The 24194-nt window shown below is 63.0% G+C and carries 24 protein-coding genes; 11 read left to right on the plus strand and 13 right to left on the minus strand.

Features of this window, described 5'->3' with window-relative positions; genetic code table 11:
- Nucleotides 1-27 precede the first annotated feature (27 nt).
- The 6 genes from argS to rpoN all read left to right on the plus strand — a co-directional run bounded on the left by argS (nt 28) and on the right by rpoN (nt 6684).
- Entirely contained in the window at nt 28-1734 is a 1707-nt protein-coding gene (argS, locus tag ABIE32_RS02705) for an arginine--tRNA ligase (protein ID WP_429013709.1), read from the plus strand.
- Nucleotides 1735-1760: 26 nt separating this feature from the next.
- Entirely contained in the window at nt 1761-2483 is a 723-nt protein-coding gene (locus ABIE32_RS02710; RefSeq protein WP_224153088.1) for an SPOR domain-containing protein, read from the plus strand.
- A 57-nt stretch (nt 2484-2540) separates the two neighbouring features.
- On the plus strand, nt 2541-3185 hold the full coding sequence (locus ABIE32_RS02715) for a thiol:disulfide interchange protein DsbA/DsbL (RefSeq protein WP_224153089.1): 645 nt from the start codon (nt 2541-2543) through the stop codon (nt 3183-3185).
- A 293-nt stretch (nt 3186-3478) separates the two neighbouring features.
- Complete coding sequence (lptA, locus tag ABIE32_RS02720; RefSeq protein ID WP_224153090.1) at nt 3479-4147, plus strand: lipopolysaccharide transport periplasmic protein LptA; 669 nt, start codon at nt 3479-3481, stop codon at nt 4145-4147.
- 23 nt (nt 4148-4170) lie between these two features.
- Entirely contained in the window at nt 4171-4947 is a 777-nt protein-coding gene (gene lptB, locus ABIE32_RS02725) for an LPS export ABC transporter ATP-binding protein (RefSeq protein WP_377779608.1), read from the plus strand.
- Nucleotides 4948-5049: 102 nt separating this feature from the next.
- On the plus strand, nt 5050-6684 hold the full coding sequence (gene rpoN / locus ABIE32_RS02730; protein ID WP_429013712.1) for an RNA polymerase factor sigma-54: 1635 nt from the start codon (nt 5050-5052) through the stop codon (nt 6682-6684).
- Nucleotides 6685-6745: 61 nt separating this feature from the next.
- On the opposite strand, the gene ABIE32_RS02735 is transcribed toward rpoN, so the two are convergent.
- The 10 genes from ABIE32_RS02735 to ABIE32_RS02780 form a co-directional block, all read right to left on the minus strand.
- Nucleotides 6746-7225, minus strand: a complete 480-nt coding sequence (locus ABIE32_RS02735) for a glutaredoxin domain-containing protein (protein WP_429013714.1) — start codon at nt 7223-7225, stop codon at nt 6746-6748.
- 106 nt (nt 7226-7331) lie between these two features.
- Complete coding sequence (locus ABIE32_RS02740) at nt 7332-8255, minus strand: aspartyl/asparaginyl beta-hydroxylase domain-containing protein (protein WP_224153094.1); 924 nt, start codon at nt 8253-8255, stop codon at nt 7332-7334.
- A gap of 132 nt (nt 8256-8387) precedes the next feature.
- Nucleotides 8388-9155, minus strand: coding sequence for a hypothetical protein (locus ABIE32_RS02745; RefSeq protein ID WP_429013716.1), 768 nt, complete (start codon nt 9153-9155; stop codon nt 8388-8390).
- A gap of 85 nt (nt 9156-9240) precedes the next feature.
- Entirely contained in the window at nt 9241-9579 is a 339-nt protein-coding gene (locus ABIE32_RS02750; RefSeq protein ID WP_184708793.1) for a tRNA-binding protein, read from the minus strand.
- Between the two features lie 62 nt (nt 9580-9641).
- Nucleotides 9642-9971, minus strand: coding sequence for a DMT family transporter (locus tag ABIE32_RS02755; RefSeq protein WP_429013719.1), 330 nt, complete (start codon nt 9969-9971; stop codon nt 9642-9644).
- A gap of 134 nt (nt 9972-10105) precedes the next feature.
- Entirely contained in the window at nt 10106-10516 is a 411-nt protein-coding gene (locus ABIE32_RS02760; RefSeq protein WP_184708797.1) for an organic hydroperoxide resistance protein, read from the minus strand.
- Between the two features lie 34 nt (nt 10517-10550).
- Nucleotides 10551-11021: a MarR family winged helix-turn-helix transcriptional regulator gene (locus ABIE32_RS02765; protein ID WP_429013721.1), complete on the minus strand. Its 471-nt coding sequence runs from the start codon at nt 11019-11021 to the stop codon at nt 10551-10553.
- Between the two features lie 203 nt (nt 11022-11224).
- The gene (locus ABIE32_RS02770; RefSeq protein WP_429013723.1) at nt 11225-12028 is read right to left on the minus strand and encodes an HpcH/HpaI aldolase family protein; all 804 of its coding nucleotides are present in this window, start codon (nt 12026-12028) and stop codon (nt 11225-11227) included.
- Nucleotides 12029-12089: 61 nt separating this feature from the next.
- Complete coding sequence (locus ABIE32_RS02775; protein WP_429013725.1) at nt 12090-12464, minus strand: hypothetical protein; 375 nt, start codon at nt 12462-12464, stop codon at nt 12090-12092.
- 45 nt (nt 12465-12509) lie between these two features.
- On the minus strand, nt 12510-13406 hold the full coding sequence (locus ABIE32_RS02780; RefSeq protein WP_429014240.1) for a 3-hydroxybutyryl-CoA dehydrogenase: 897 nt from the start codon (nt 13404-13406) through the stop codon (nt 12510-12512).
- Between the two features lie 126 nt (nt 13407-13532).
- Between ABIE32_RS02780 and purT the strand changes: the two genes are divergently transcribed.
- Nucleotides 13533-14762 (plus strand): formate-dependent phosphoribosylglycinamide formyltransferase, encoded by a 1230-nt coding sequence (purT, locus tag ABIE32_RS02785; protein ID WP_429013727.1) that lies wholly within the window; start codon nt 13533-13535, stop codon nt 14760-14762.
- A gap of 145 nt (nt 14763-14907) precedes the next feature.
- On the opposite strand, the gene ABIE32_RS02790 is transcribed toward purT, so the two are convergent.
- From ABIE32_RS02790 to ABIE32_RS02800, 3 genes are all read right to left on the minus strand, one after another.
- Nucleotides 14908-16245 (minus strand): hypothetical protein, encoded by a 1338-nt coding sequence (locus ABIE32_RS02790; protein WP_429013729.1) that lies wholly within the window; start codon nt 16243-16245, stop codon nt 14908-14910.
- Nucleotides 16246-16536: 291 nt separating this feature from the next.
- Nucleotides 16537-18222, minus strand: a complete 1686-nt coding sequence (locus tag ABIE32_RS02795) for a tannase/feruloyl esterase family alpha/beta hydrolase (RefSeq protein WP_429013732.1) — start codon at nt 18220-18222, stop codon at nt 16537-16539.
- 339 nt (nt 18223-18561) lie between these two features.
- On the minus strand, nt 18562-20046 hold the full coding sequence (locus ABIE32_RS02800; RefSeq protein WP_429013734.1) for an AMP nucleosidase: 1485 nt from the start codon (nt 20044-20046) through the stop codon (nt 18562-18564).
- A gap of 132 nt (nt 20047-20178) precedes the next feature.
- Between ABIE32_RS02800 and dbpA the strand changes: the two genes are divergently transcribed.
- The 4 genes from dbpA to ABIE32_RS02820 all read left to right on the plus strand — a co-directional run bounded on the left by dbpA (nt 20179) and on the right by ABIE32_RS02820 (nt 24194).
- The gene (gene dbpA / locus ABIE32_RS02805; protein WP_224153103.1) at nt 20179-21591 is read left to right on the plus strand and encodes an ATP-dependent RNA helicase DbpA; all 1413 of its coding nucleotides are present in this window, start codon (nt 20179-20181) and stop codon (nt 21589-21591) included.
- A 48-nt stretch (nt 21592-21639) separates the two neighbouring features.
- The gene (locus tag ABIE32_RS02810) at nt 21640-22569 is read left to right on the plus strand and encodes a cation diffusion facilitator family transporter (protein ID WP_377779589.1); all 930 of its coding nucleotides are present in this window, start codon (nt 21640-21642) and stop codon (nt 22567-22569) included.
- A 110-nt stretch (nt 22570-22679) separates the two neighbouring features.
- The gene (gene dtd, locus ABIE32_RS02815; RefSeq protein ID WP_377779590.1) at nt 22680-23135 is read left to right on the plus strand and encodes a D-aminoacyl-tRNA deacylase; all 456 of its coding nucleotides are present in this window, start codon (nt 22680-22682) and stop codon (nt 23133-23135) included.
- A gap of 228 nt (nt 23136-23363) precedes the next feature.
- Nucleotides 23364-24194, plus strand: a complete 831-nt coding sequence (locus ABIE32_RS02820; protein ID WP_429013739.1) for a hypothetical protein — start codon at nt 23364-23366, stop codon at nt 24192-24194.

Consider the following 24194-nt stretch of genomic DNA (forward strand, 5'->3'; position numbering starts at 1 on the left):
TTGCCAGCCTCCCAAGAATTTCTAAATATGTTGCAAGTCAAAAAGGATTTGCTCGCAGCCCTGGCTGGTGAGCTGGATAAATTGTCGCCCGGCGCGGGCGAGCGCGCCGCGTTCGAGACGCCCAAGGTGGCCGCCCATGGCGACTATGCCGTGACCGCTGCCATGCAGTTGGCCAAGCCGCTCAAGGCGAATCCGCGCGCACTGGGCGAGCAATTGAAGGCAGCGCTGGAGGCGACAGCGCCCTTCCAGCAATGGGTGGACGCGGTGGAAATCGCCGGCCCCGGCTTTTTGAACCTGCGCCTCAAGCCCGCTGCCAAGCAGCAGATCGTGCGCGAAGTGCTCGCGCAGGGCGACCGCTTCGGCCACCAGGCTGACCGGGGCGAGAACGTTCTCGTCGAGTTCGTCTCGGCCAACCCCACAGGCCCACTGCACGTGGGCCATGGCCGCCAGGCCGCCATTGGTGACGCCATCAGCAACCTGTATTCCACCCAGGGCTGGAAGGTGCACCGCGAGTTCTATTACAACGACGCTGGCGTGCAGATCGACACGCTCACCAAGAGCACACAGCTGCGTGCCAAAGGCTTCAAGCCGGGCGACGAATGCTGGCCGACCGATGCCGAGAACCCGCTGGCCAAGAACTTCTACAACGGTGACTACATTGCCGAGATCGCCCAGGCCTTCCTGAACAAGGAAACCGTCAAGGCCGACGACCGCGAATTCACCGCGAATGGCGACGTCGAAGACTACGACAACATCCGCAACTTCGCGGTGGCCTACCTGCGCAATGAGCAGGACAAGGATCTGCAGGCCTTCAACCTCAAGTTCGACGAGTACTACCTGGAGTCGAGCCTATACACCAATGGCTATGTGGAAGACACCGTCAAACGTCTGATCGACAGCGGCTACACCTACGAGCAGGACGGGGCGCTGTGGCTCAAATCTACCGAATTTGGTGACGACAAGGACCGCGTGATGCGCAAGTCCGACGGCAACTACACCTACTTCCTGCCCGATGTGGCCTACCACATCCAGAAGTTCAAGCGTGGCTACGGCAAGGTGGTGAACATTCAGGGCACCGACCATCACGGCACCATTGCCCGTGTGCGCGCCGGCCTGCAGGCAGCCAACGTCGGCATTCCCCAGGGCTACCCCGATTACGTGCTGCACACCATGGTGCGTGTGGTGCGCAATGGGGAAGAAGTGAAGATCAGCAAGCGCGCAGGCAGCTACGTCACCCTCCGCGACCTGATCGAGTGGACGAGCAAGGACGCGGTGCGCTTCTTCCTGCTCTCGCGCAAGCCCGACACCGAATACACCTTCGACGTCGACCTGGCCGTGGCCCAGAACAACGACAACCCCGTCTACTACGTGCAGTACGCCCATGCGCGCATCTGCTCGGTGCTGCGCGCGTGGCAGGAGTCCGGCGCGGCGGCTGCGGCACTCCAGAATGTGGATCTGTCGGCACTGCAGGGCCCTCAGGCCCAGGCGCTGATGCAACTGCTTGCCAAGTACCCCGAGATGCTGACGGCTGCCGCTGACGGCAACGCGCCACACGATGTTACGTTCTACCTGCGTGATCTGGCTGCCAGCTACCACAGCTACTATGATGCTGAACGCATTCTGGTGGACGATGAGCCCGTCAAGCTGGCCCGTCTGGCGCTGGTGGCTGCCACGGCGCAGGTGTTGCGCAATGGCCTCGCAGTGCTGGGCGTGGGTGCGCCAGAACGCATGTGATTTTGCGAACAAAGGTAAAAACTGCAATGCGACGACATCAACGTGGTGGAACGATTCTGGGCCTGATTCTGGGGCTGCTGATTGGCGTAGGCGCGGCCTTGGCCGTGGCTGTCTATGTGACCAACGTACCGGTGCCGTTTGTCAACAAAGGCAATGTGCGCGGCGAAGCCAAGGACAAGGCCGAAGCCGAGCGCAACCAGAACTGGGACCCGAACTCGCCGCTGTACGGCAAGAACCCCGCAAGAAACCCCGCGCCCGCAGCCCCTGCCGCGCAGGGCGTGGTCGTGCCGGAGCCGCCCAAGACGGTGACTGAAAACACCAAGCCGCCTGCCGACACCAAGCCCCCCAAGCCCGAAGTGGTGCTGCCCGACAGCAAGACAACCACCGCCGATGGCAAGCCTGCTGACAAACCCGCAGACAAGACCCAGGTAGCCAAGCTCGACCCCAAGGCCGGGCAGGCCACCGATCCGCTGGGCGATCTGGCCAAGTCGCGCGGTGCCGATGGCTCGGATGGTTTCCAGTATTTCGTGCAGGCAGGGGCTTTCCGCACCCAGTCCGACGGTGATGCCCAGCGCGCCAAGCTGGCCATGATGGGCTGGGAAGCCCGCGTGACTGAGCGCGAGGTCAACGGTCGCACGGTCTACCGTGTGCGCGTGGGCCCCTTCAACAAGCGTGACGATGCGGATGGCCTCAAAGGTAAACTGGATGGCGCTGGCGTCGACGCGCAAATTGTGCGCGTGCAGCGTTGAACTTTTTCAAACCACAGCGACTCCTACCTCGCAACCCGCTACTGGAGATAACAAAACATGAAACGTCGTGCGTTTTCCGCCACCGCTGCCTCGGCAGTGGCTGCCTCTGCCATCAGCCTGCCTTTTGCCACTGGCGCACAAGCCCAGGCCAAGTTCAAGGAAGGCAAGGACTACCTCAAGCTGGCCAAGCCCGTGAACCCCGATGCGCCGGCCGGCAAGGTCGACGTGATCGAGTTCTTCTGGTACAGCTGCCCGCACTGCAACGCGTTTGAGCCCCAGTTTGAAGCCTGGGCCAAGACGGCGCCCAAGAACCTGCAGGTGCGCCGCGTGCCCGTCGCGTTCAACAACACCTTCATTCCTCAGCAAAAGATCTACTACACGCTGGAAACCATGGGCCTGATCCCTGACGTGCATGTCAAGGTTTTCCGCGCCATTCACGTGGAGCGCCAGCGCCTGAACAAGGACGACGAAATCTTCGCCTGGATGGAGAAGAACGGCGTCGACATCAAGAAGTTCAAGGACATCTACAACTCGTTCTCGGTCACCAACCAGGTGCGCAAGGCGACGCAGTTGCAGGAATCCTACGGCGTGGAAGGCGTGCCAGCCATGGGCGTGGCAGGCAAGTACTACACCGATGGAACGCGCGCAGGCTCGATGACCAATGTGCTGCAGGTGGTGGAATTCCTGGCAACCCAGGGCTGATCCGATACCGAATACGGATATCGTGCAGAACCACACCGCCAAGCCCGCAACATGCGGGCTTTTTTCATCGCTGGGGGCTGTGCCTTGAAAGGCGCCCGTGTCGCAAAAGGCGGCAAGCTGACACGGCCAAGCAAAAGCCATTGCCTGCTGTAAGCAGGCGGATCGGGGGCGGTCAAGCAGGCTTTCCGGACATTCCGGCGCCTCTGCATCGCAGGGAACGTGGGTGATTTCCGCAGCGCTGGCGGCAGGCCCCTCAGCATGGCTACAATGGGTAAGAGCAAGATTCATGCCTTATGAGACCTAGTATTTTTTCCACCCTGTTGATGGCGGCTGTGCTGGCGCTGCCATTGCTGTCGCACGCCGAGCGCGCCGACCGCACCAAGCCCATGAACATCGAGGCGGACAATGGTACGCACGATGAGCTCAAGCAGACCAGCGTCTTTACCGGCAATGTCGTGGTGACCAAGGGCACCATCATCATTCGCGGCGCCCAGTTGACCGTCAGCCAGGACCGCGATGGTTACCAGCACGGTGTGGTGACGGCGGCGCCCGGCAAGCTGGCGTTCTTCCGCCAGAAGCGCGACACCGCGCCCGGCGCGCCGTCCGAGTTTGTCGAAGGCGAAGGCGAAGTCATCACCTACAACGGTCGCGACGATACCGTGCACTTCGAGCGCCGGGGCGAGTTGCGCCGCTACCGTGAAACCACCCTGACCGACCAGGTCAGCGGCTCGGTCATCGTCTACAACAACCTGACCGACACCTTTACCGTGAATGGCCAGAAGGGCGAGCAGACGGCAGAAACCAAACCCGGCGCGCCCAAGAATGGCCGCGTACGCGTGATCCTGACGCCCAAGGCCGATGAAAAGGCCGATGCGAAAGCGGACGCAGGCAAGGCCAAGCCCGCTGCGGACGACAAGGAAAAGCTGCGCCCGAGCACCCAACTCAATGACGGAGCCAAGTGACCGTGGCTGAAACTTCGTCGGGAATCTCGGTCAACGCCAAGGCGGCAGCCAGCGACCATCGCAGCCAGCTCGAAGTGCTGCACCTCGAAAAATCCTATGGCAGCCGCAAGGTCGTCAAGGATGTGTCGCTGTCGGTGCGCAAGGGCGAGGTCGTCGGCCTGCTCGGCCCCAATGGCGCGGGCAAGACCACATCGTTCTACATGATCGTTGGCCTGGTGCGCAGCGATGGCGGCGACATCCGCATCGACGGCCACTCGGTGGCCAACATGCCGATTCACCAGCGCTCGCAGCTGGGCCTGTCGTATCTGCCGCAGGAAGCATCGATCTTCCGCAAGCTCAGCGTGCAGGACAATGTGCGCGCCGTGCTGGAGCTGCAAAAAGGCCCCAATGGCAAGCCATTGCCACGCGATGAGGTGGAGCGCCAGTTGACGGCGCTTTTGCAGGAGCTGCGTGTAGAGCACTTGCGTGAGTCGCCGGCCGTTGCACTCTCTGGCGGCGAGCGTCGCCGTGTCGAGATTGCACGGGCGCTTGCCACGCAGCCTCGTTTCATTCTGCTGGACGAGCCGTTTGCGGGCATTGACCCGATTGCGGTGATCGAGATCCAGCGTATCGTCGCTTTTTTGAGAGACCGTGGCATCGGCGTGCTGATTACCGACCACAACGTGCGCGAAACCCTGGGCATTTGCGACCACGCCTGCATCATCAGTGATGGCAAGGTGCTGGCAGCCGGGACGCCGCAAGAGATTGTGGAAAACGCCGATGTGAGGAGGGTGTACCTGGGTGAGCATTTCCGCATGTGATGCACGCAGACCTGGCTGGCAACGCGTTGTTCGCGCGGTGGCTGGCCGGTCACACAACCGTTTCATAGCAAGCGCATACATTGCCATGCAAGGGGGCTCGCTATGATGCCCTCGCTGTCACTGCGCGTCTCGCAGAACCTCACGCTCACGCCGCAGCTGCAGCAGTCCATCCGGCTTCTGCAACTGTCCACGCAGGAGTTGTCGCAGGAAGTGGAGCAGATGCTCGACGAAAACCCGTTTCTGGAGCGGGATGCGGAGGAGGCCGCTGCAGAGCCGGACGCCGCAGCAGCGCCTGCCGATGCGACGGGTGCCAGTGCGGATGCAGGTGATGAGCGCGCGGAAAATACTTCTGAAAAGATAGCTTCTTCCGCAGACTCAGTAGGCACGGAAGCTGATTTTGAGCCAGATTATTCTGCAGGCGAAACCCTGGACTTTGCCGCTGGCAAGGAAACCGGTGCCGACGCCGAAGCCGCTGCGGGCGACTCTGCCTCCGACTGGGAAGAGTGGGGCGGCGATGTGCCAGCCCGTGCCAGCGCTGGAGATGACGAAGACGAAACCCCCGCATCAGACCGCAGCTCGGTACACATCAGCCTGCAGGACGTGCTGCACCGCCAGGCGCTGTCGCTGCGGCTGTGCCCGGAAGACCGTGCCGCGCTGTACTTTCTGATCGAATCCCTGAACGACGACGGCTACCTGGAAGAGACCCTGGCCGAGCTGGCGCAGAGCTTTGGCGATGCCTCCGATCCGGAGGCCTATGACGCGCTGCTGCACCACCTGACCGTGGCGCTGCGCCTGCTGCAAAGCCTGGAGCCGGTGGGCGTGGGCGCTCGCACCCTGGCCGAATGCCTGGCGCTGCAGATCAAGGCCCGTCAGCGCCTGCTGGATGAGGAAGGCTCTGCCCACCCCGAGGCTGATGCGCTCGCCCTGGAGACTGCGCTGCTCGTATGCCAGGAATCGCTCGACCTGCTGGCGCGCCGCGATGTGCGCAAGCTCATGCAGCTGACGGGTTGCAGCGAAGCTGCCGTGCGCAGCGCGCTGGCGGTGATTGCAAAGCTGGAGCCACGCCCGGGCCGCCCCTATGCAGACGTTGACCGCAACGCCATCATCCCCGACATCATCGTGCGCCCCAGCAACGAGCGCGGCCTGCCCGTGCCGGGTTTCAGCGTACAGCTCAATGCCGAAGTGATGCCGCGCCTGCGCGTGCAGGAGGTGTATGCCAACGCCCTGCGCAGCCACAAGGGCAGCGAAGGCCATGGGGCGCTGCAGCAACGGCTGCAGGAGGCGCGCTGGTTCATCAAGAACATCCAGCAGCGTTTCGACACCATCCTGCGGGTGTCGCAGGCCATTGTGGAGCGGCAGCGCAACTTCTTCGTGCATGGTGAGCTTGCCATGCGCCCTATGGTGCTGCGCGAGATCGCCGATGAGCTGGGCCTGCACGAATCCACCATCAGCCGCGTGACCACGGCCAAGTACATGGCAACGCCCCAGGGCACGGTTGAGCTCAAGTACTTCTTTGGCTCGGGCCTGGGCACCGAAACCGGGGGCAGCGCCTCCAGCACGGCGGTGAAGGCGCTGATCAAGCAGCTGCTGGACGAGGAAAACCCGAAAAAGCCGCTGTCCGATGCCAAGATCGCCGATCTGCTGCAGGAGCAGGGCATCGAGTGCGCGCGCCGTACGGTCGCCAAGTACCGCGAAGCCTTGCGTATTCCGGCGGCCAGCCTGCGCAAGACCTTGTAGATTGCTATTATTTGTGTAGCTTATCGCGCTTGATGGGCGGGTGCCAGGGGCCAGTTTTGCCTTATTTCTTGCCCGCTGCAGCCTTGCGCTTGGCAAACAGCGCGTCATAGCTGGATTCGCGGAACCCCGCCAGCCGCTGGCCGTCTGTCAGCAGCACCGGTACGCCCCGGCCGCCGATCTCTGCAAAAGCGGCCTTGCCGTCTGGCGTGTCGATATCGATTTCACGGTAGGCGATCTGGTTTTTGGCCAGATAGGCGCGCGCGAGCCGACAGTAGCCGCACCATTGCGCCATGTACAACACGGCCTGGCCATGCTGCACCACCGCCTTCTTCGCGGTCGCCTTGCCTGCGGGTGCCGGTGGCATGCCCGGCACGATGCTGATCGGCAATTGCTCCTGCTGCAGGGCCTGGGCGTTGCCTTCGGCAGGGGGCCGGTCGCTGTAGACCACCTTGCCGTCGGCCCCCACCGTTTTGTACAGCGTCTGCGCACCTGCGAACGGGTAGATTGCAATCAACAACAACGTAAGGCAAAAGGAACGCATGGAGTCTCCAGGGAGGCACTGGGGGGCCAAGCCAATCATATAAAAGAAAAAAGCCGCTGGGCATTTGCGCACCAGTGGCTTTTTTCAGTGATCAAGATTGGGCCCATCAAGCGGGCCACAGCCACCATACAAACAGCGCTGCCACGGCCAGCATCAGGCCGAACTTGGTGAGTTTGTAGGCGGTTTTGTTCCAGGCCTTGTAGCGGCGGCGCCACTGGCCCATGTAGAACGAGATTTTGAAGATGCGGCTGATGAAGCCGCGCGGGTCGCCCTCATTGTTGGGCGAGCTGGCGGCAGCGACCACATTCTTGCCCAGCCAGTGGTTGAGCCACTGGGCAAAGCCGTTGGTCATGGGGCGCTCCACATCGCAGAACAGCACGATGCGGTTGCCTTCGCTGCGGTTTTCTGCCCAGTGCATATAGGTCTCGTCGAAGATCACGCCTTCGCCCTCTCGCCAGCTGTACGGCTGGCCATCGACTTCGATCATGCAGCGGTCGTCGTTGGGGGCCAGCACGGCCAGGTGGTAGCGCAGCGAGCCCGCGTACGGATCGCGGTGCAGGTTGAGCTTGGCGCCGGGCGGCAGCTCGGCAAACATGGCGGCCTTCACATTGGGGATGGCCTTGACCAGCGCCGTGGTCTTGGGGCACAGCTCCATGGCAGAGGGGTGGGCGTCGCCATACCACTTGAGGTAGAAGCGCTTCCAGCCGGTCTTGAAGAAGGAGTTGAAGCCCGCGTCGTCGTTGTTGGCCGCCGCCTTGATCTGCATGTTCTTCTGCAGGTTGATGGCTTCTTCGCGAATTTCGCGCCAGTTGGCCTGCAGCGGTGCCAGCTCCGGGAAGGTGCTGGTGGGCAGGTAAGGCGTGCGCGGCACCTTGCTGAACACCAACATGAAGACGTTGAACGGCGCCGTGAAGGTGGAGTGGTCAAACAGCTGGCGCAGCACCTTGTGCCGCACCTTGCCACGCAGGTGCATGTACAGGCCGCAGCCAAAGAAGAGCAGCACCAGGGCCAGAACAATGATTTTTGCCATAGCCGCCGATTTTACCGAGGGCATTGCGGCCCGTGCTGCGCAATCGCAAAGCACGGGCGTTTCGTAATATCAAAAACAATAGCTGATGGCGCTTGGTGGATAAGCGCTGGAGGCCAAAAACAGCCTCAATAGCTACCGAGTGCTGCTTTGCTTGCCCTGCTTGGCAAACGCCGCCTTGAGGCGCAGCAGCATTTCCTTGTTCAGCAGGCGTTGCTGGCCGCTCCAGTGCGTCATGGCCTTGTCGGCGTCGGCCTTGAGGCGGTTGGCCGTGGCCCAGTCGCCCTGCTCTGCGGCCCAGATTGCGTATTCGGCGATCACATCGAAGCCGCCCGATTGCTCGCGCACGAAATCAAAGCTCTTGCGCGCCATCTCCTGGTCGCCCAGCATCGCGTAGGACTTGGCAATCAGCAGGCCCACGGGCTCTGCGCGGTAGTGCACATCGGTCTGCGCAATGGTCTTGAGGTATTGCAGCGCGGTGCGGGGCTCACCCGCATGGTAGGCGGCTTGCGCGGCGCCCCAGCGGATGTCCTGGTCAGTGGCAAACGGGCCTTTCATTGCCGCTTCAAAGTGGCGCAGCGATTGCTGCGCGTTGCCAACGGCCAGCTGTGCCTGCGCGAGGCGGATTTCATGCTGCGCCGTGGGGCTGTAGTCGTAGGCGGCCTGGGCTTCGCGCACTTCGCGCGTCGGATCCAGCGCCTTGACAGCGCTGCTGGCCAGCTGGCGCGCGTGGCGCTGCAGGCGCGAGCTGGGCAGGAAGATGGCGAAGAAGTACACCACGCTGCCCAGAAACGGAAATGCCAGCAGGATGAACAGCCAGTAGTTGTTCTGCCCGGTGCGCACGGCATGAATGGCAAAGAAAATGGCAATGATGATGTGTGCGCCCGCGCCCAGATACGGCATATGCAACCCTTGTTATGGATAGTGTGGCTGCATTGTAAAAGGGCGCTCTCAGCCGCTGCCGCCCTGTCGTGCAGGGACAACAGCGCTACAGCAGGCGAGTACCCAGGGGCACATCGCCATCGGGCACGCACAGCGCCACATGGCCGTCGGCGTTGTGAAAGCCGGTGATCAGGCACTCGCTCATGAGCGGCCCGATCTGCTTTTTGGGAAAGTTGACCACACCGACCACCAGCCTGCCCACCAGATCGTGCGGCTGGTAGAGCTGGGTGATTTGCGCGCTGGATTTGCGGATGCCGATCTCGGGGCCGAAATCGACCTGCAGCTTGTAGGCGGGCTTGCGCGCCTCGGCAAACACCTCGGCGGCGAGCACCCGGCCCACGCGCAGCTCCACCTTCAGAAAATCGTCAAAACTGATGTCGTTCATGCCGCCATCTTGCCGCAGCGCGGTGCGTCAACTGTCGAGAAACGCTTGAGGGGGGGCTGCAGTCAATGCCCCACGGCCTTGGAGAAGACATTCATCACCACCACGCCCGCCACGATCAGCCCCATGCCGATGAGCGCGGGCAGATCCAGCTTCTGGCCAAACAATACCCAGGCGGCAATGGTGATGAGCACCACGCCCAGGCCCGACCAGATCGCGTAGGCAATGCCCACCGGAATGCTGCGCAGGGTGAGCGACAGGCAGTAGAACGCAACCGTGTAGCCCGCCACGGTGATGACCGAGGGCCACAGCCTGCTGAAGCCGTCGCTTGCCTTGAGGGCCGATGTGGCAATGACTTCCGCCACGATGGCGGTGAGCAGATACATCCAGCTCATGGGGCGCTTGCGCCGGGCGCAGGAGTGAAGATGGGCATGGGTGTACAGGGTGGGGAAATTGAACAAAAAGGCCTGCGCCGCCCAAAGGCAAGCGCAGGCTGCTATTGATTTGAGAGTTTAGCGCTGGCGGGCCATCAGCCCACGGTCAAGGTTTTGTTGATGTTGCCGCGCGTGGCGTTGGAGTAGGGGCAGACCAGGTCGGCATCGTGCACCAGCTTCTCGGCGGCGGCCTTGTCCATGCCGGGCAGGTGGATGGTCATGCGCACGGCAATGCCGAACACGTCGCCCACGGGGCCCAGATCGACTTCGGCGTCAATCGAGGTGTCGGCTGGCAGGGTGATCTTCTGGCGACCGGCGACGGCCTTCATCGCGCCCAGAAAGCAGGCCGAGTAGCCGCTGGCGAACAGCTGCTCGGGGTTGACGCCCTTGCCGCCAGGGGCGGTCAGGGTGATGTCGAGCTTGCCGTCGTCGCTGCGCGAGACGCCTTCGCGCCCGCCGGTGCTGTGGGCGCGTGCGGTGTACAGAACTTTGTCGAGATTGGCCATGGTGAACTCCTGGTTGAGGATGGGCGAAAGTGCTTCACAACGAAGCGGTGGACGGCTGCGCGGTCAAACGATCGCGCAGCTGTTGGATCTGTTGGGTCAGGGCCTGCAGCTCCTGCACGGTGCACTGGCTGCGCGCCAGCACACAGGCGGGCACGGCGGCGGCCTGGGTCTTGAGGGCGCGGCCCGCGTCCGTGAGGGTGACGCGCACGCGCCGTTCATCCTGCGCATCGCGCTGGCGCTGCAGCCAACCGGCAGCTTCCATGCGCTTGAGCAGCGGGGTGAGGGTGCCCGAGTCGAGAAACAAACGCTCGCCCAACTGCGAAACCATGCAGCCATCGTGCTCCCACAGTACCAGCAGGGCGAGGTATTGCGGGTAGGTCAAACCCAACGGTTCCAGCAAGGGCTTGTAGAGCTTGGTCATTGCCAGCGAGCTGGAATACAGCGCAAAGCACAGCTGGTGATCGAGCAGCAGCGCGTTGGATGTGGTGGAGGTGGCGTTGGACATGGGTCTTATTATTGCCAACAATTAAATTGTGTACAATTCAATTAAACAAAACCATGAACCGGAAAGGGGCGATGCGTCGCTCGCTGGCAGCGGGCTTTTCAGTGGCTGGAGGAGCGCTGTGACCCATTGGCCGACGGGCGGCCCGGCCCGCCGTCTGCACCACCTTCTGCAATGCCTTTGCAATGCGTTGGGCAGTGCCGGTATCAGTACGCAGTCTGCACCACCATGCCGCTCTGGTCCTTGAAGCGGGCTGCCACGGCATCGGCGGCGGTGCGCAGCAGGATCAGGTCCATGCCGACGGCTACAAACTGGGCGCCCAGCGCAATGCATTCGCGGGCGCGGGCCTCGTCCACCATCAGAATGCCGGGCGCCTTGCCAGCCGCGCGGATGCGGCCAATGGCCTGGTTGATGGCAGCGTCCACCTCGGGGTGGCGCATCTGCCCCGGGTAGCCCATGCTCGCCGAGAGGTCGGCCGGGCCGATGAAGATGCCATCCACGCCATCCACGGCGGCAATGGCTTCGATCTGGCCCAGCGCCTGCCGGGTTTCCACCTGCACCAGCAGGCACAGCTCGCGGTGCGCGTCGGCGATATAGGTGTCATCGCGGCCAAAGTTGCTGGCGCGGGTCGATCCGCCCATGCCGCGTATGCCCACGGGGCCGTAGCGCATGGCGTCCACGGCGGCCTGCGCCTCCTGCGCGTTCTGCACAAAGGGCAGCAGCAAGGTCTGCGCGCCAATGTCGAGGTAGCGTTTGATGAGCACCGGATCGTTCCACGCCGGGCGCACCACGGCGCTGGTGGGGCGCGGCTGGCGCGCGGCGTCCAGCGCCTGCAGCTGCGCCATCACCTGCGGCACATCGTTGGGAGCGTGCTCGGTGTCGAGCATGACCCAGTCATAGCCGCTGCCGCCGAGCAACTCGGTCACATACGGCGATGGAAACGCCGACCACAGGCCGATCTGGGTCTGGCCAGCTGCCAGCGCGTGCTTGAAGAGGTTCTTGTTGGGCATGGCTTGTCTCCGGTTGTCTTCATTGCCTGGTTTCACTGCCTGACTTCACTGCCCGTTGGCGTCAGGGCAGGATGTGGATGTCATCGTCCGTCATGGGCCTGCGGCAGGCACCGGTCATGGTGTGCCAGGCGCTGCCTCGCAGATCCACGCCGTCCCGGTCTGCCAGGTGGGTGACGCTGCTGCACACCTGGTAGAAGTGGCGCGCGGCGACGGTATCGCGCGCATACCGCTGATAGTAGCGGCCCAGGTACAGCCGTGCAGCAGGCGACTGCGCGGTAACGTATTCCAGGAAGTCGCGGTAGCTCGCATCCACCGGGGCATTTTCCAGCGAGGTCCTCCAGAGGCGAAAACCCACGAGCAGCCCCGCCAGCACCAATAGCACAACGGCAAGCCGAACCCCCTTGCGCAGGGTGGATGGCTTGCCGTTTGCGGTCATGGCTGTGGATCGGGTGCCCCGCGCGTGCGCCAGGGCAGGCCCTGGTCAGTACTGGTACACGCCCTTGCCGGTCTTGCGGCCCAGGTGGCCTGCGGCCACCATTTCCTTGAGCAGCGGGCAGGGGCGGTATTTGCTGTCGCCAAAGTCTTTCAGGTACACCTCCATCACGGCCAGGCACACGTCGAGGCCAATCATGTCCGCCAGCGCCAGCGGGCCGATGGGGTGGCTGCAGCCGAGCTTCATGCCGTCGTCGATGTCCTGCGCGGAGGCAATGCCTTCGGCCAGCACGTAGAAGGCCTCATTGATCATCGGCACCAGAATGCGGTTGACGACAAAGCCGGGGGAGTTCTTCACCGTGATCGGCGACTTGCCCAGCTTCTCGGCCATGGCCTTGACGGCGTCATGCGTGGCGTCGCTGGTCTGCAGGCCACGGATCACTTCCACCAGCGCCATCATCGGCACGGGGTTGAAGAAGTGCATGCCGATGAACTTGTCCGCGCGCTTGGTGGCTGCGCCCAGCTGGGTGATGGAGATGGACGAGGTGTTCGATGCCAGCAGCACCTCGGGGGCCAGCAGGTCGTCCACCTGCTTGAGAATCTTGAGCTTGAGCTCGTAGTTCTCGGTTGCGGCCTCGATCACCAGTTGCGCGGCCTTGAGGTCGTCGTAGCTGGTCGAGCCCTTGATGCGGGCGAGTGCGGCGGCCTTGTCGGCTTCGGTGATCTTTTCCTTCTTGATCAGGCGGTCCAGGCTGGCGCCCACCGTGGCCAGGCCCTTTTGCACGGCGGCGTCGGAGATGTCCACCATCACCACCTGCAGGCCCGCCACCGCGCAGGTCTGCGCAATGCCATTGCCCATGGTGCCTGCACCAATCACGCCTACGGTCTGGATCGTCATCTGTCTTCCTTTGGATTTGCTGTTGGGCCAAAGCGGCAGCGCCGCCATCGCCAGCATCATAGCGGCCCCTGCTGCACCGCCGCATAAACTGGGTGACAGGGCCGCTGGGGTAAGCCCGGGCACCTAAAATCGCCCGCATCGCTGCACCGCAGCCCTTCATCGACAAGGCTAGATATGACCACCTTCGGCACCCCGCTTTCCAAAAACGCAACCAAAGTCATGCTGCTGGGCAGCGGCGAGCTGGGCAAGGAAGTGCTGATCGCGCTGCAGCGCCTGGGTGTGGAAACCATTGCCGTGGACCGCTACGACAACGCCCCCGGCCAGCAGGTGGCCCACCATGCGCGCACCATCGCCATGAGCGACCCGGCCCAGCTGACCGCGCTGATCGAGGCCGAAAAGCCGCACATGGTGGTGCCCGAGATCGAGGCCATCGCCACCCCCGCGCTGCAGGCGCTGGAGGCTGCTGGCACCGTGCGCGTGGTGCCCACCGCCCGCGCCACGCGCCTCACCATGGACCGCGAAGGCATTCGCCGCCTGGCTGCCGAAACCCTGGGTCTGCCCACCAGCCCCTACAAGTTCTGTGATTCGCTGGCCGAGCTGCAGGCCGCCATCGACAGCGGTATCGGCTACCCCTGCGTCGTCAAGCCGGTGATGAGCAGCTCCGGCAAGGGACAGAGCAAGATCGACGGCCCCGCCGATGTGGAAAAAGCCTGGAACTACGCCATGGAAGGTGGCCGCGTGCAGGGCGGCCGCATCATCGTGGAAGGCTTCATCGACTTTGATTACGAAATCACCCTGCTGACCGTGCGCGCGAAAAATGCTGCCGGCCAGATCGAAACCCATTTCTGCGAACCCATCGGCCACGTGCAGGTCAAGGGCGACTATGTGGAGAGCTGGCAGCCCGCCCGCATGGCGCCTGCTGCGCTCACGCTGGCGCAGGACATTGCCCGCGAAATCACCACCGATCTGGGCCGTGGCTTGAATGGCGAGCCTGCCGGCCTGGGCCTGTTTGGCGTGGAGCTGTTCGTCAAGGGCGACCAGGTCTGGTTCAGCGAAGTCAGCCCCCGCCCGCACGATACCGGCATGGTGACGATGATCACCCAGTGGCAGAACGAGTTCGAGCTGCATGCCCGCGCCATTCTGGGCCTGCCGGTGGACACCAGCCTGAAAACCGCCGGTGCCAGCGCCGTGATCTATGGCGGCGTCGAGGCGCAGGGCATTGTGTTCGATGGTGTGGACGCTGCGCTGCAGATTCCGGGTACCGAAGTGCGCCTGTTCGGCAAACCCGAGAGCTTTGAGCGCCGCCGCATGGGCGTGGCGCTGGCGCGTGCTGCAGATACGGATGCCGCACGTGACAATGCCAAGAAGGCGGCTGCGCTGGTTCGCCCCCGCGTGGCGGAGTGAGCGGGAGCGGGCGCCTTTGCCGCCAGCACGACCGGCAAGCAAGCGCAAGAAGTGCAACCGCCCAGGCTGCGGCGGTGCATATGAAAAAGCTGCCTGGCGCCCATTGGTGGCGCGCAGGCAGCTATTGATTGGATAGCGCTCTGGCTCAGAGACTCATGAATGCCTTGCGGCGCATCCATACCAGCACACCCAGCACGCCGGTCAGCAGCAAGGTGGCCCAGCCGCCCAGCGATGGAACAGGCTGCGGCGTTGCCGGAGGCGTGACTGTGCCGCTGTCGTCATTGGTGATGACGACGCTCGCCTGCGCAGGATTGCCGGTGAGGTAATCGTTGCTGTCGGTGACTTGCAGGGTGACCGTCACCGGCGCTTCGCCCGCCACCTGGTTGTCGTTCGCAATGATGGTGCATGCGGGCGCCTGGGTCTGGCCTTCGGGGATCACGACCGGGCTGTTGCAGCTTTGGGTGCTGTATTGTGGATCTGCTGCCGAAATGGTGAATGGAACGGACAGACCGCCGGTCGGAGCCGGGGTGCTGGCCGTGACGGTGCAGACCGATTGTTGGTTGGCGCTGTCCGTCAGGGCCGATTTATCGCATGCGATGGTGATGGTGGGCTGGTAGATGTATTCAAACGACACCAGGCCATCCACGCCATTGGGGGCGGGGTCGGTATTGGGAGGCGGCGTTGTAGGCGAGCCCGGAACCGTTGCCACTGGGCTGCTGATCGTATTGAGTGCAGCGCTATAGGTGCAGGAGCCGCCCATGCCGCCGGAGCCAGCGCTTTGTGACGTGTCGATGCCAAAAGTACCGCCCGTACCTGCGGCGCCCTGGTAGCCACCGCCTCCGCCGCCACCACCGCCGCCGTCACCCGGGCCTTGGATACCTGCATTGCCTGGTGCGGGCGTTGCGCATGCAGCCACTTCGGGCGTGAACAGCGCGACTGCCGATGCATCAGCCACAGGGGCGGCTTGGAAGGAGTCGCCACCACCACCGCCGCCGCCGCCGGCACGCACCCAGGCGCCACCCACGTTCAGAAAGGATGCGCCACCGCCACCTGCGCCGCCGCCGCTGACAAAACTGGGGCCCATGGCGGCGCCGTTGCCACCAGCACCCGCGCCGTTGCCTCCGGTGCCACCACTCAGGCTGCGGATACGCCCATAGGTAGCGCCACCTTGCCCACCACCAGCGGCCACTGCCGTGATGGTTTGACCCGGCTGCACACGGATGATGGCGTCCACCTGCGTGCCTGCTGCACCCTTGCCTCCTACGATGCCGTCGTAGGCACCCGCTCCGCCCGCACCGCCTCGGACGATGACCTTGATGGCGCCAACGCCAGCAGGCACTACATCAGGGGCGGCTTGTGGAGCTGCAGGGGTATAGGTGATGGTCTGGGCATGGACACCGCCGCTGGCCAGACACAGTGCGAGTAACGCTGCTGCCGACAGCGCTGGGCGCATGCCATCACGCTGGAAGAAAGATGGGGACATGGTTTACCTGGTCAATAACAAAGATGAGCAAGGGTGCAATTGAACGTGCATGTGAACGCAAGGCTGGGCGTTGGTACCGGTGCGTATCAATTGCTGATGGCGTCCATTATTTAATTGAAATATATAAGTCAATTGTCATAAACTATCAATAAATAGATATATTGAATCAATTGCAGCACATTGTCACAATTTCCGTAATACGTCTCTTCCCGTAGCGTGGCGAAAAAAAAACTGCATGGCCCTTGCCGCAGGGCGCATGCAGTTCTCTCAATGACAACGGATGAAGCGCAATCACTCCATCCAGCACATAAAGCTCTCGGCCTTGTTCACATCACCCGTGCCCTTGTAGCGCGGCCAGAACGGGTATTCGCACAGGGGGCGGGTGCGGCCAGGCACGCCGCTCGCATCGGTCACCACAGGGTTTTCCGGTGGCTTGCCCGTCGTGCTCCAGTGGTCCAGCGCGGCCAGCGAGTCCCAGTTGGCGTTGAAGGTGGTGCTGACGGCGTGGCCATAGCCCGGCACCTCGTAGTAGCGCACAAACTGGCGCACCACCTGGCGGCCCATCTTGTTGATGACCCCGTCGAAATACTGCTCGGTTGCGCGGGTGCTGACCAGGGCATCCGCCGCGCCATGCGCCATCAGCACCTTGCCGCCATGCTTGTTGAATGCCGTCAGGTCGGTGTTGTTGATGTCCTGCAACTGGGTGAGCTGGTTGATGCGCTCTGCCCAGGGGCCGGGGTTCTGCGGGTCGAGGGTGAGGCTGTTGAAGGCTGGGTCGCGCGTGACGAAATGGCGCACCCACTGGTCCCAGAACACCGCCCAGTACGGCGCGGTGAGCGGCGCGGGGCTTGCGGGGGGTGTGGTGTTCATGGCCAGCAGGTTCACTGTGGGCTGCAGCGGGCTCGTGCCTTCCTCGCCCAGTTCGGTGCCCCAGATGTTGAAGCCGGGGTACTGCGTCTCTCCGCTGCCCAGCTTGGCACCAAAGCGGATTTCGCTGTCATAGACCTTCAAGGCGGCGATCATGGCATCGCTCAGGCACTGGTCGCCTTCGTTGCCTCCGCTGGCACAGCGCAGCGGCTTGCCTTCGAACTGGGCCTTGGCCGGGTCGAACTGTGCGTTGCAGGCAGGCACGTTGCTGATCAAACCATCAGCCACGCCATCGAGCGCATCGCACTGCGCGATGGCGGCCTGGCGCAGCAGCTTGCGCTGGGCCAGGCTCGGGTAGGCGCCGGGCTGGGCAAAGGCGCGGCTGATACGGCCAAACTGCAGATCCAGGCTGGCAGCGTTCCAGGCCGGGTACCAGGCGACGATGCCATCCCATTCCCTGGGCCATTTCTGGGCCACGGCCAGCGCCTCGCGGCCGCCGGTGGAGCCGCCGATGAAATAGCGCTTGCTGGGCTTTTTGCCGTAAAAGCGGGTGATGAGGGCGTCACCCACATCGCTCACCTTCTTGAGCGCGGCGCCCGAGAAATTGGCCACCGCCTCGTCATTCATGCCAAAGCTGCCGTCGCGGCTGCCTGCGGGGCCCGCCTGGTGGCCTGAATCACTGGCGAACACCGCGTAGCCTTGCGAGAGCAGCGGATACGGCCCTTGGCTTGCAGGCGCTGCCGGGTAGCTGAAGAGATTGGGCAGCGTGCCGTTGTAGCCGCCGCCGCCCAGCATCACGACCTTGCCATTCCATTCCTGCGGCAGGATGAGCGCCATCTTGATGGCGGGCGCTGCCGGGTCAACGGGAGCAATGCTCACATCGGCCCGCAAGGCTGCAGGGGGTTGCGGGCCCTTGGCCGGATCGGCGGCGGTAACGGCCTCGACCTTGGTAACCGTGGCGCCACTGGTGGGCAGGCCGATCTTGTCGGCGGCAACCTGCTGGCCCGTCAGGGCGCTGGCATCGAAACGGACGGTGCTGCAGGCAGTCAGCGCGAGCGCCGCGCTGGCAACGGCCAGCAGGCGAAAAGCAGGAGATGGATGGTTGGACACGGGTGATTCCTGAATTGTTGTGTTTGTACAGGGAGTCTCTGCAGAACCCTTGCCATCAGGAGGGATGCGGATTGCCCGAGACCGCGCTCAGACTACCGCAGAGAGTTTTGCAGAGGAGCCCCAGGTTCCCTAGATTCCCTAGGCTGTGGGCAGGGCTGCCCATGCACCATTGTGGAGTGGCGGGGAGCAGAATTCCACAGGGTTTGCCGCCCAGTCGTGTGCAGCCAACGCATATGCTGTCCACATCGGGTGGCGAAATTGAGTAAAAAAGAGCTGCTGACGCTTTATCCATCAGCACCTGCAGCTCTCTTTTTGTGAGTAACCTGGTGAGGCCTGGCTTTACTGGAAGGCCACTTCCGCAAAGCTGCGCAGCTTGCGGCTGTGCAGCCGGTCTATGCCGCCCGCGCGCAGGATACCCACCGCACGCAGACCAATGCGCAGGTGCTGGTCCACCCGCTCGCGGTAGAAGTGGTTGGCCATGCCGGGCAGCTTGATCTCGCCATGCAGCGGTTTGTCGCTCACGCACAGCAAGGTGCCGTAAGGCACGCGGAAGCGAAAGCCGTTGGCGGCGATGGTGGCGCTTTCCATGTCCAGCGCAACGGCGCGGCTCTGGCTGAAGCGGCGCTGCGGCGTGTTGTTGGGCAGCAGCTCCCAGTTGCGGTTGTCGGTGCTGGCCACGGTGCCGGTGCGCATGAAGCGCTTGAGGTCGGCCTCGGGCACCTGGGTCACATCGGCCACGGCCTGTTGCAGTGCCTGCTGGATCTCGGCCAGCGCAGGAATCGGCACCCACAGCGGCAGCTCTTCGTCGAGCACATGGTCTTCGCGCACATAGGCGTGGGCCAGCACATAGTCGCCCAGCTGCTGGCTGTTGCGCAGGCCTGCGCAGTGGCCCAGCATCATCCAGGCGTGCGGGCGCAGCACGGCGATATGGTCGGTAATGGTTTTGGCATTGGCCGGGCCCACACCGATATTGACCATGGTGGTGCCCGACTGGTCGGCGCGCACCAGGTGGTAGGCGGGCATCTGCGGCAGGCGGGGCGGCGGGTTGCCCAGCGCATCGGCACTCTGGGCGGGCAGGCCCACGCGGCGCGTCACCACGTTGCCCGGCTCGATGAAGGCAATGAACTCGCTGTCCGGGTTCTCCATCTCGGCGCGGCCCAGGCGGATGAATTCGTCGATGTAGAACTGGTAGTTGGTGAACAGCACAAAGTTCTGGAACCACTCGGGCAGGGTGCCGGTGTAGTGGCGCAGGCGTTGCAGCGAGTAATCCACCCGCGGCGCGGTAAAGAGCGACAGCGGCTGCGGATCGCCCGCCAGCGGCTCCCAGGTGCCATTGGCAATGCCGTCGTCCATGGCATGCAGATCAGGCAGGTCGAACACGTCGCGCATCAGCAGGCGCCGCTCGGCGCTCAACTGCCCTTCGATGTGGTCGTTGTCGGCAAAGGAAAAATGGATGGGAATGGGCTGGTTGCTGGTGCCCACTTCCAGCTCCACGCCATGGTTGGCGATCAGCAGGCGAAACTGCTCGGCGTAGTAATTGTCAAACAGGTCGGGCCGCGTCAGCGTGGTTTCGTAGTGGCCGGGGCCTTCCACGAAGCCGTAGGCGAGCTTGCTGTCGGCGCGTGCCACGGTGCGTGTGTGCAGGCGCACAAAGGGGTAGCAGGCGCGGTAGGGCGCTGCGGGTGTCTCGCCCGCCACGAAGCGCTGCATGGCCGAGCGCAGGAAATTGATCTGTTCAGCGTAGATCGCCTGCACCTGCGCCAGCGCGGCTTCCGCCGTGCGGTGGCTGGTCGGTGCGATAAAAGCAGGTTTGGTATGGGTCATGCACCATTGTGCAACGACCCCGGGTGCCCCGCATGACAAAACGGTGGCATGGGTCGGGGGCACCCGCTGGCAGATGCAGGGGTAAGCGCCTGTGGGCAGGTCTGAAAACCGCCCGCACGGGATAATTGGGGCATGAATGCACCATCCAACACATCCGCCCATGCAGCGGATGCCACTTCTTTCAGCCAACTGCCGCTGGGCGCCACCATGCAGGCCAACCTGCAGCAGTTGGGCTACACGCAGATGACCGCCATCCAGGCCGCCAGCCTGCCGCTGGCGCTGCAGGGCAAGGACGTGATCGCCCAGGCCAGCACCGGCAGCGGCAAGACGGCCGCCTTTGGCCTGGCGCTGCTGGCCCGCCTGAACCCCCGCTGGTTTGCCGTGCAGACCCTGGTACTGTGCCCCACGCGTGAGCTGGCCGACCAGGTGGCCACCGAAATCCGGCGCCTCGCGCGGGCCGAGGAAAACATCAAGGTCGTCACCGTCTATGGCGGCGTGCCTTCCCGCAACCAGATTGCCAGCCTGGAAAACGGCGCCCACATCATCGTCGGCACGCCCGGCCGCGTGATGGACCTGATGGAGCGCGGCGCCATCGACCTGGCGGCGCTGAACACCCTGGTGCTGGATGAAGCCGACCGCATGCTGGACATGGGCTTCTACGCCGACATCGTGACCGTAGCCAGCCAGTGCCCGGCAGAGCGCCAGACCCTGCTGTTCTCGGCCACCTACCCCGAGGGCATCGCCCAGCTGGCCCAGCGCTTCATGCGCGACCCGCAGACGGTCAAGGTCGCATCGCAGCACAGCGCGCACAAGATCGCGCAGCGCTGGTACGAGGTGAGCGAAGGCGAGCGCCTGCATGCGGTCTCGCAGCTGCTGGCGCATTTCCGGCCCGAATCGTCCATTGCCTTCTGCAACACCAAGCAGCAGTGCCGCGATCTTGTGGACGTGCTGCAGGCGCAGGGCGTGAGCGCATTGGCCCTGTTTGGCGAACTGGAGCAGCGCGAGCGCGACGAAGTGCTGGTGCAGTTTGCCAACCGCAGCTGCAGCGTGCTGGTGGCCACCGACGTGGCCGCGCGCGGCCTCGACATCGCCAACCTCGAAGCGGTGATCAACGTCGACACCACCCCTGACCCCGAAGTGCATATCCACCGCATCGGCCGCACCGGCCGGGGCGATGCCGAAGGGCTGGCGCTGTCGCTCGCCAGCATGGACGAGATGGGCTCGGTCGGCAAGATCGAGCTGCTGCAGGGCCGCGAATCGGAGTGGCATCCGCTGTCGGAGCTGAAGCCGGCGCCCGGCGAGCCCATGGTGCCCGCGATGCGCACCATCCAGATCATCGGCGGCCGCAAGGAGAAAATCCGCGCGGGCGACGTGCTGGGCGCGATGACGCGCGACTTTGGCTACACCAAGGAGCAGATCGGCAAGATCAACGTCAACGACTTCTCCACCTACGTAGCCGTCGCGCGCGGCATTGCCCAGCAGGCCGTGAACAAACTCAACAGTGGCCGCGTCAAAGGCAAGAGCGTGAAGGCGCGTTTGTTGTAAATTAGCTGCTGGCGCTTACCCCACAAGCGCGAATAGCTATCATTTTTAATGACCGACGCCACACCATCCCGCTGGACCACGCCCGAGAACCTGCTGCGCATCTCGGTCGTCGTGGCCATTGCCACCATCGCGTTCAAAACCGTGGCCTGGGCCGTCAGCGGCTCCGTCGGTCTGCTGTCCGATGCGCTGGAATCGCTCGTCAACCTGGTGGGTGCGCTGTTCGCGCTGGGCATGGTCACCATCGCCAAGCGCCCGGCAGATGACGACCACCCCTACGGCCACACCAAGGCCGAATACTTCTCGGCTGGCTTTGAAGGCCTGCTGATCTTCGGCGCGGCCATGGCAATCCTGTGGGCATCTGTCGACCGGCTGCTGCACCCGCAACCGCTCGAACAGCTGGGCTGGGGCCTGGTGCTCTCGCTCATCAGCACCGCGCTCAACGGCGGCCTGGCCATGGTCATGCTGCGCGCCGCGCGGCAGCACCGCTCTGCCGCGCTGGAGGGCGATGGCCGCCACCTGCTGACCGACGTCTGGACATCCGTTGGCGTGGTGCTGGGCCTGCTGCTGGCCATGTGGACCGGCTGGCACTGGCTGGACGCGGTGCTGGGTATTGCCGTGGCGCTGCACATCCTCAAGGAAGGCGGCAAGCTGGTGTGGACCTCTTCGCAAGGCCTGATGGACGAAGCCATCGACGCCGACACCCTGGCCACCATTGATGCCTGCGTGCGCCGGTTTGAAGCCGAGAGGGGCGGCGCCGTGCACAGCGACAGGCTCAACACACGCCGCGCCGGTGCGCTCAATTTTGTCGACCTGCACCTGCACATGCCCGGCGACTGGAGCCTGGCCCATGCCACCCGCCTGCGCATGGAGCTCGAAGCAGCCCTGCTGCGCGACGTACCCAATGCCCGCATCACCGTCGAAGTACTGCCCATCGGCGTGCAGACGCAGAGCGAGGTTGCAGAGAAAAACATGCCCTAGCGATTGCAGGGAAAGCGCTATAAGCTATCAATAAAATAGCATTCGATTGAAGCAGAAAGCTGCGCATACCTGTAGTGCGTAGATCGGAAGCATTCGCCAGAGGAGTTGGAATGATCAGCGTATTGCAGCGCGTGCGAGAGGCGCGCGTCGAAGTCGATGGTGAAGTGATCGGCCAGATAGGCCAGGGCCTGCTGGCCCTGGTATGCGCCGAAAAAGGCGATACCGAAGCCGAGGCCGACAAACTGCTGGCCAAGATGCTCAAACTGCGCATCTTTCAGGACGAGGCCGGCAAGATGAACAAAAGCGTGCAGGATGTGGCAGGCGGCCTGCTCATCGTGAGCCAGTTCACCCTGGCCGCCGACACCAGTGGCGGCAACCGCCCGAGCTTCACCAACGCAGCGCCACCCGCCGAAGGAGAGCGCCTGTACAACTACGTGGTAGCCCAGGCCCGCGCTGCCCACCCGGTGGTCGCCACAGGCCGCTTTGCGGCGGACATGAAGGTGTATCTGATGAACGACGGGCCGGTGACGATTCCGCTGCGGGTGGCGCCGGCGGCTGGGGGGTGAGGAGAGGCGGTGATTGGCTGTGGATTCAACCGGTCGACGGTGAGGGCTTTATGCGGTGTTCTCGTATGCTGAACGCATCCATTGATGCTATGTACGGAGCCGTCCTTCGAATAGGTAGCATGCGTGCCATTTGTATTCGATGACCGCATAAAACCTTGATTGACCGCAGCCTACAGTGTGTTCAGGGAACACCGACACAGTTAAGGCATACAAGTTTTGAGGAGCAGCATGTCTTATCCGATGCATATCCTGGTCAACGACTTCGCAATTAGAAGTTTTCGCGAGACCGCAGACAAGGACTACATCACTGCACGAATGGCTTATCGAGCGCGGCTGATTCAGCCCTTCCGGTGGTCAGCCCTGCATTGCCTAGAGAAGTACGTTAAAGGCATTCTTTTACTCAATCGCCTGAATGCCAAAAACTTAGGACATAGTGTGCTTCCCGGCATCGAGAGGATGAATCAGCACGGCAAGTTCGAAATTAATCTCAGCGCAGATACTGCCAAGTTCATCAAAAACCTCGAAGACGATGGAGCAGAGGATCGGTATTACTTGGTCTCATACGACATTGAACCATTCGACATTTCCCGATTCGACCGTGCAGTTTGGGAAATTAGAAGGTACTGTCAGCCGCTGGACTATGACACCGTTGGCATGAACGGAAAGACCGTGAACTCTCTGGCCCATGAACTCGATCGCATTCATCGAGCGAAAGAAGTGTATGAAAAGGGGACATGTATTTCAGGAGGCATTCTGGAAAAAATCATCGCAAAGAGAGATCACCCTGCACGTGAAGCACTGATCTGGAACAATCTTTTCTTCGGTCCGTCACGACGCAAGTTCGTGAAAATGTGCCCCGACTGGGAAGCAGGTAACTCGCCGTTCTTCCTGCATCCTGAGATCATCGAAGAGGTGGTTGAATACGTGAATATTCCGAAGGATATTGCCGAGGGAGTACGCCAATTCGCGAAGCAGAAAGCGGCAGAGAAGGCGAGGGCAGAACTGGCTGCAAAGAAGGACACGAAGTTCGCAGTCAAACAGCCAGGAAATAAAGGTTAA

Source organism: Comamonas sp. 4034, from assembly GCF_050434545.1.
Classification (GTDB): Bacteria; Pseudomonadota; Gammaproteobacteria; order Burkholderiales; family Burkholderiaceae_C; genus Comamonas; species Comamonas odontotermitis.

What these genes read in the sequence shown, in the direction of transcription:
- argS (WP_429013709.1), top strand. Translation starts at nt 28, where the DNA reads ATGTTGCAAGTCAAAAAGGATTTGCTCGCAGCCCTGGCTGGTGAGCTG.
- ABIE32_RS02710 (WP_224153088.1), top strand. Translation starts at nt 1,761, where the DNA reads ATGCGACGACATCAACGTGGTGGAACGATTCTGGGCCTGATTCTGGGG.
- ABIE32_RS02715 (WP_224153089.1), top strand. Translation starts at nt 2,541, where the DNA reads ATGAAACGTCGTGCGTTTTCCGCCACCGCTGCCTCGGCAGTGGCTGCC.
- lptA (WP_224153090.1), top strand. Translation starts at nt 3,479, where the DNA reads ATGAGACCTAGTATTTTTTCCACCCTGTTGATGGCGGCTGTGCTGGCG.
- rpoN (WP_429013712.1), top strand. Translation starts at nt 5,050, where the DNA reads ATGATGCCCTCGCTGTCACTGCGCGTCTCGCAGAACCTCACGCTCACG.
- ABIE32_RS02735 (WP_429013714.1), bottom strand. Translation starts at nt 7,225, where the DNA reads ATGCGTTCCTTTTGCCTTACGTTGTTGTTGATTGCAATCTACCCGTTC.
- ABIE32_RS02740 (WP_224153094.1), bottom strand. Translation starts at nt 8,255, where the DNA reads ATGGCAAAAATCATTGTTCTGGCCCTGGTGCTGCTCTTCTTTGGCTGC.
- ABIE32_RS02745 (WP_429013716.1), bottom strand. Translation starts at nt 9,155, where the DNA reads ATGCCGTATCTGGGCGCGGGCGCACACATCATCATTGCCATTTTCTTT.
- ABIE32_RS02750 (WP_184708793.1), bottom strand. Translation starts at nt 9,579, where the DNA reads ATGAACGACATCAGTTTTGACGATTTTCTGAAGGTGGAGCTGCGCGTG.
- ABIE32_RS02755 (WP_429013719.1), bottom strand. Translation starts at nt 9,971, where the DNA reads ATGAGCTGGATGTATCTGCTCACCGCCATCGTGGCGGAAGTCATTGCC.
- ABIE32_RS02760 (WP_184708797.1), bottom strand. Translation starts at nt 10,516, where the DNA reads ATGGCCAATCTCGACAAAGTTCTGTACACCGCACGCGCCCACAGCACC.
- ABIE32_RS02765 (WP_429013721.1), bottom strand. Translation starts at nt 11,021, where the DNA reads ATGTCCAACGCCACCTCCACCACATCCAACGCGCTGCTGCTCGATCAC.
- ABIE32_RS02770 (WP_429013723.1), bottom strand. Translation starts at nt 12,028, where the DNA reads ATGCCCAACAAGAACCTCTTCAAGCACGCGCTGGCAGCTGGCCAGACC.
- ABIE32_RS02775 (WP_429013725.1), bottom strand. Translation starts at nt 12,464, where the DNA reads ATGACCGCAAACGGCAAGCCATCCACCCTGCGCAAGGGGGTTCGGCTT.
- ABIE32_RS02780 (WP_429014240.1), bottom strand. Translation starts at nt 13,406, where the DNA reads ATGGCGGCGCTGCCGCTTTGGCCCAACAGCAAATCCAAAGGAAGACAG.
- purT (WP_429013727.1), top strand. Translation starts at nt 13,533, where the DNA reads ATGACCACCTTCGGCACCCCGCTTTCCAAAAACGCAACCAAAGTCATG.
- ABIE32_RS02790 (WP_429013729.1), bottom strand. Translation starts at nt 16,245, where the DNA reads ATGTCCCCATCTTTCTTCCAGCGTGATGGCATGCGCCCAGCGCTGTCG.
- ABIE32_RS02800 (WP_429013734.1), bottom strand. Translation starts at nt 20,046, where the DNA reads ATGACCCATACCAAACCTGCTTTTATCGCACCGACCAGCCACCGCACG.
- dbpA (WP_224153103.1), top strand. Translation starts at nt 20,179, where the DNA reads ATGAATGCACCATCCAACACATCCGCCCATGCAGCGGATGCCACTTCT.
- ABIE32_RS02810 (WP_377779589.1), top strand. Translation starts at nt 21,640, where the DNA reads ATGACCGACGCCACACCATCCCGCTGGACCACGCCCGAGAACCTGCTG.
- dtd (WP_377779590.1), top strand. Translation starts at nt 22,680, where the DNA reads ATGATCAGCGTATTGCAGCGCGTGCGAGAGGCGCGCGTCGAAGTCGAT.
- ABIE32_RS02820 (WP_429013739.1), top strand. Translation starts at nt 23,364, where the DNA reads ATGTCTTATCCGATGCATATCCTGGTCAACGACTTCGCAATTAGAAGT.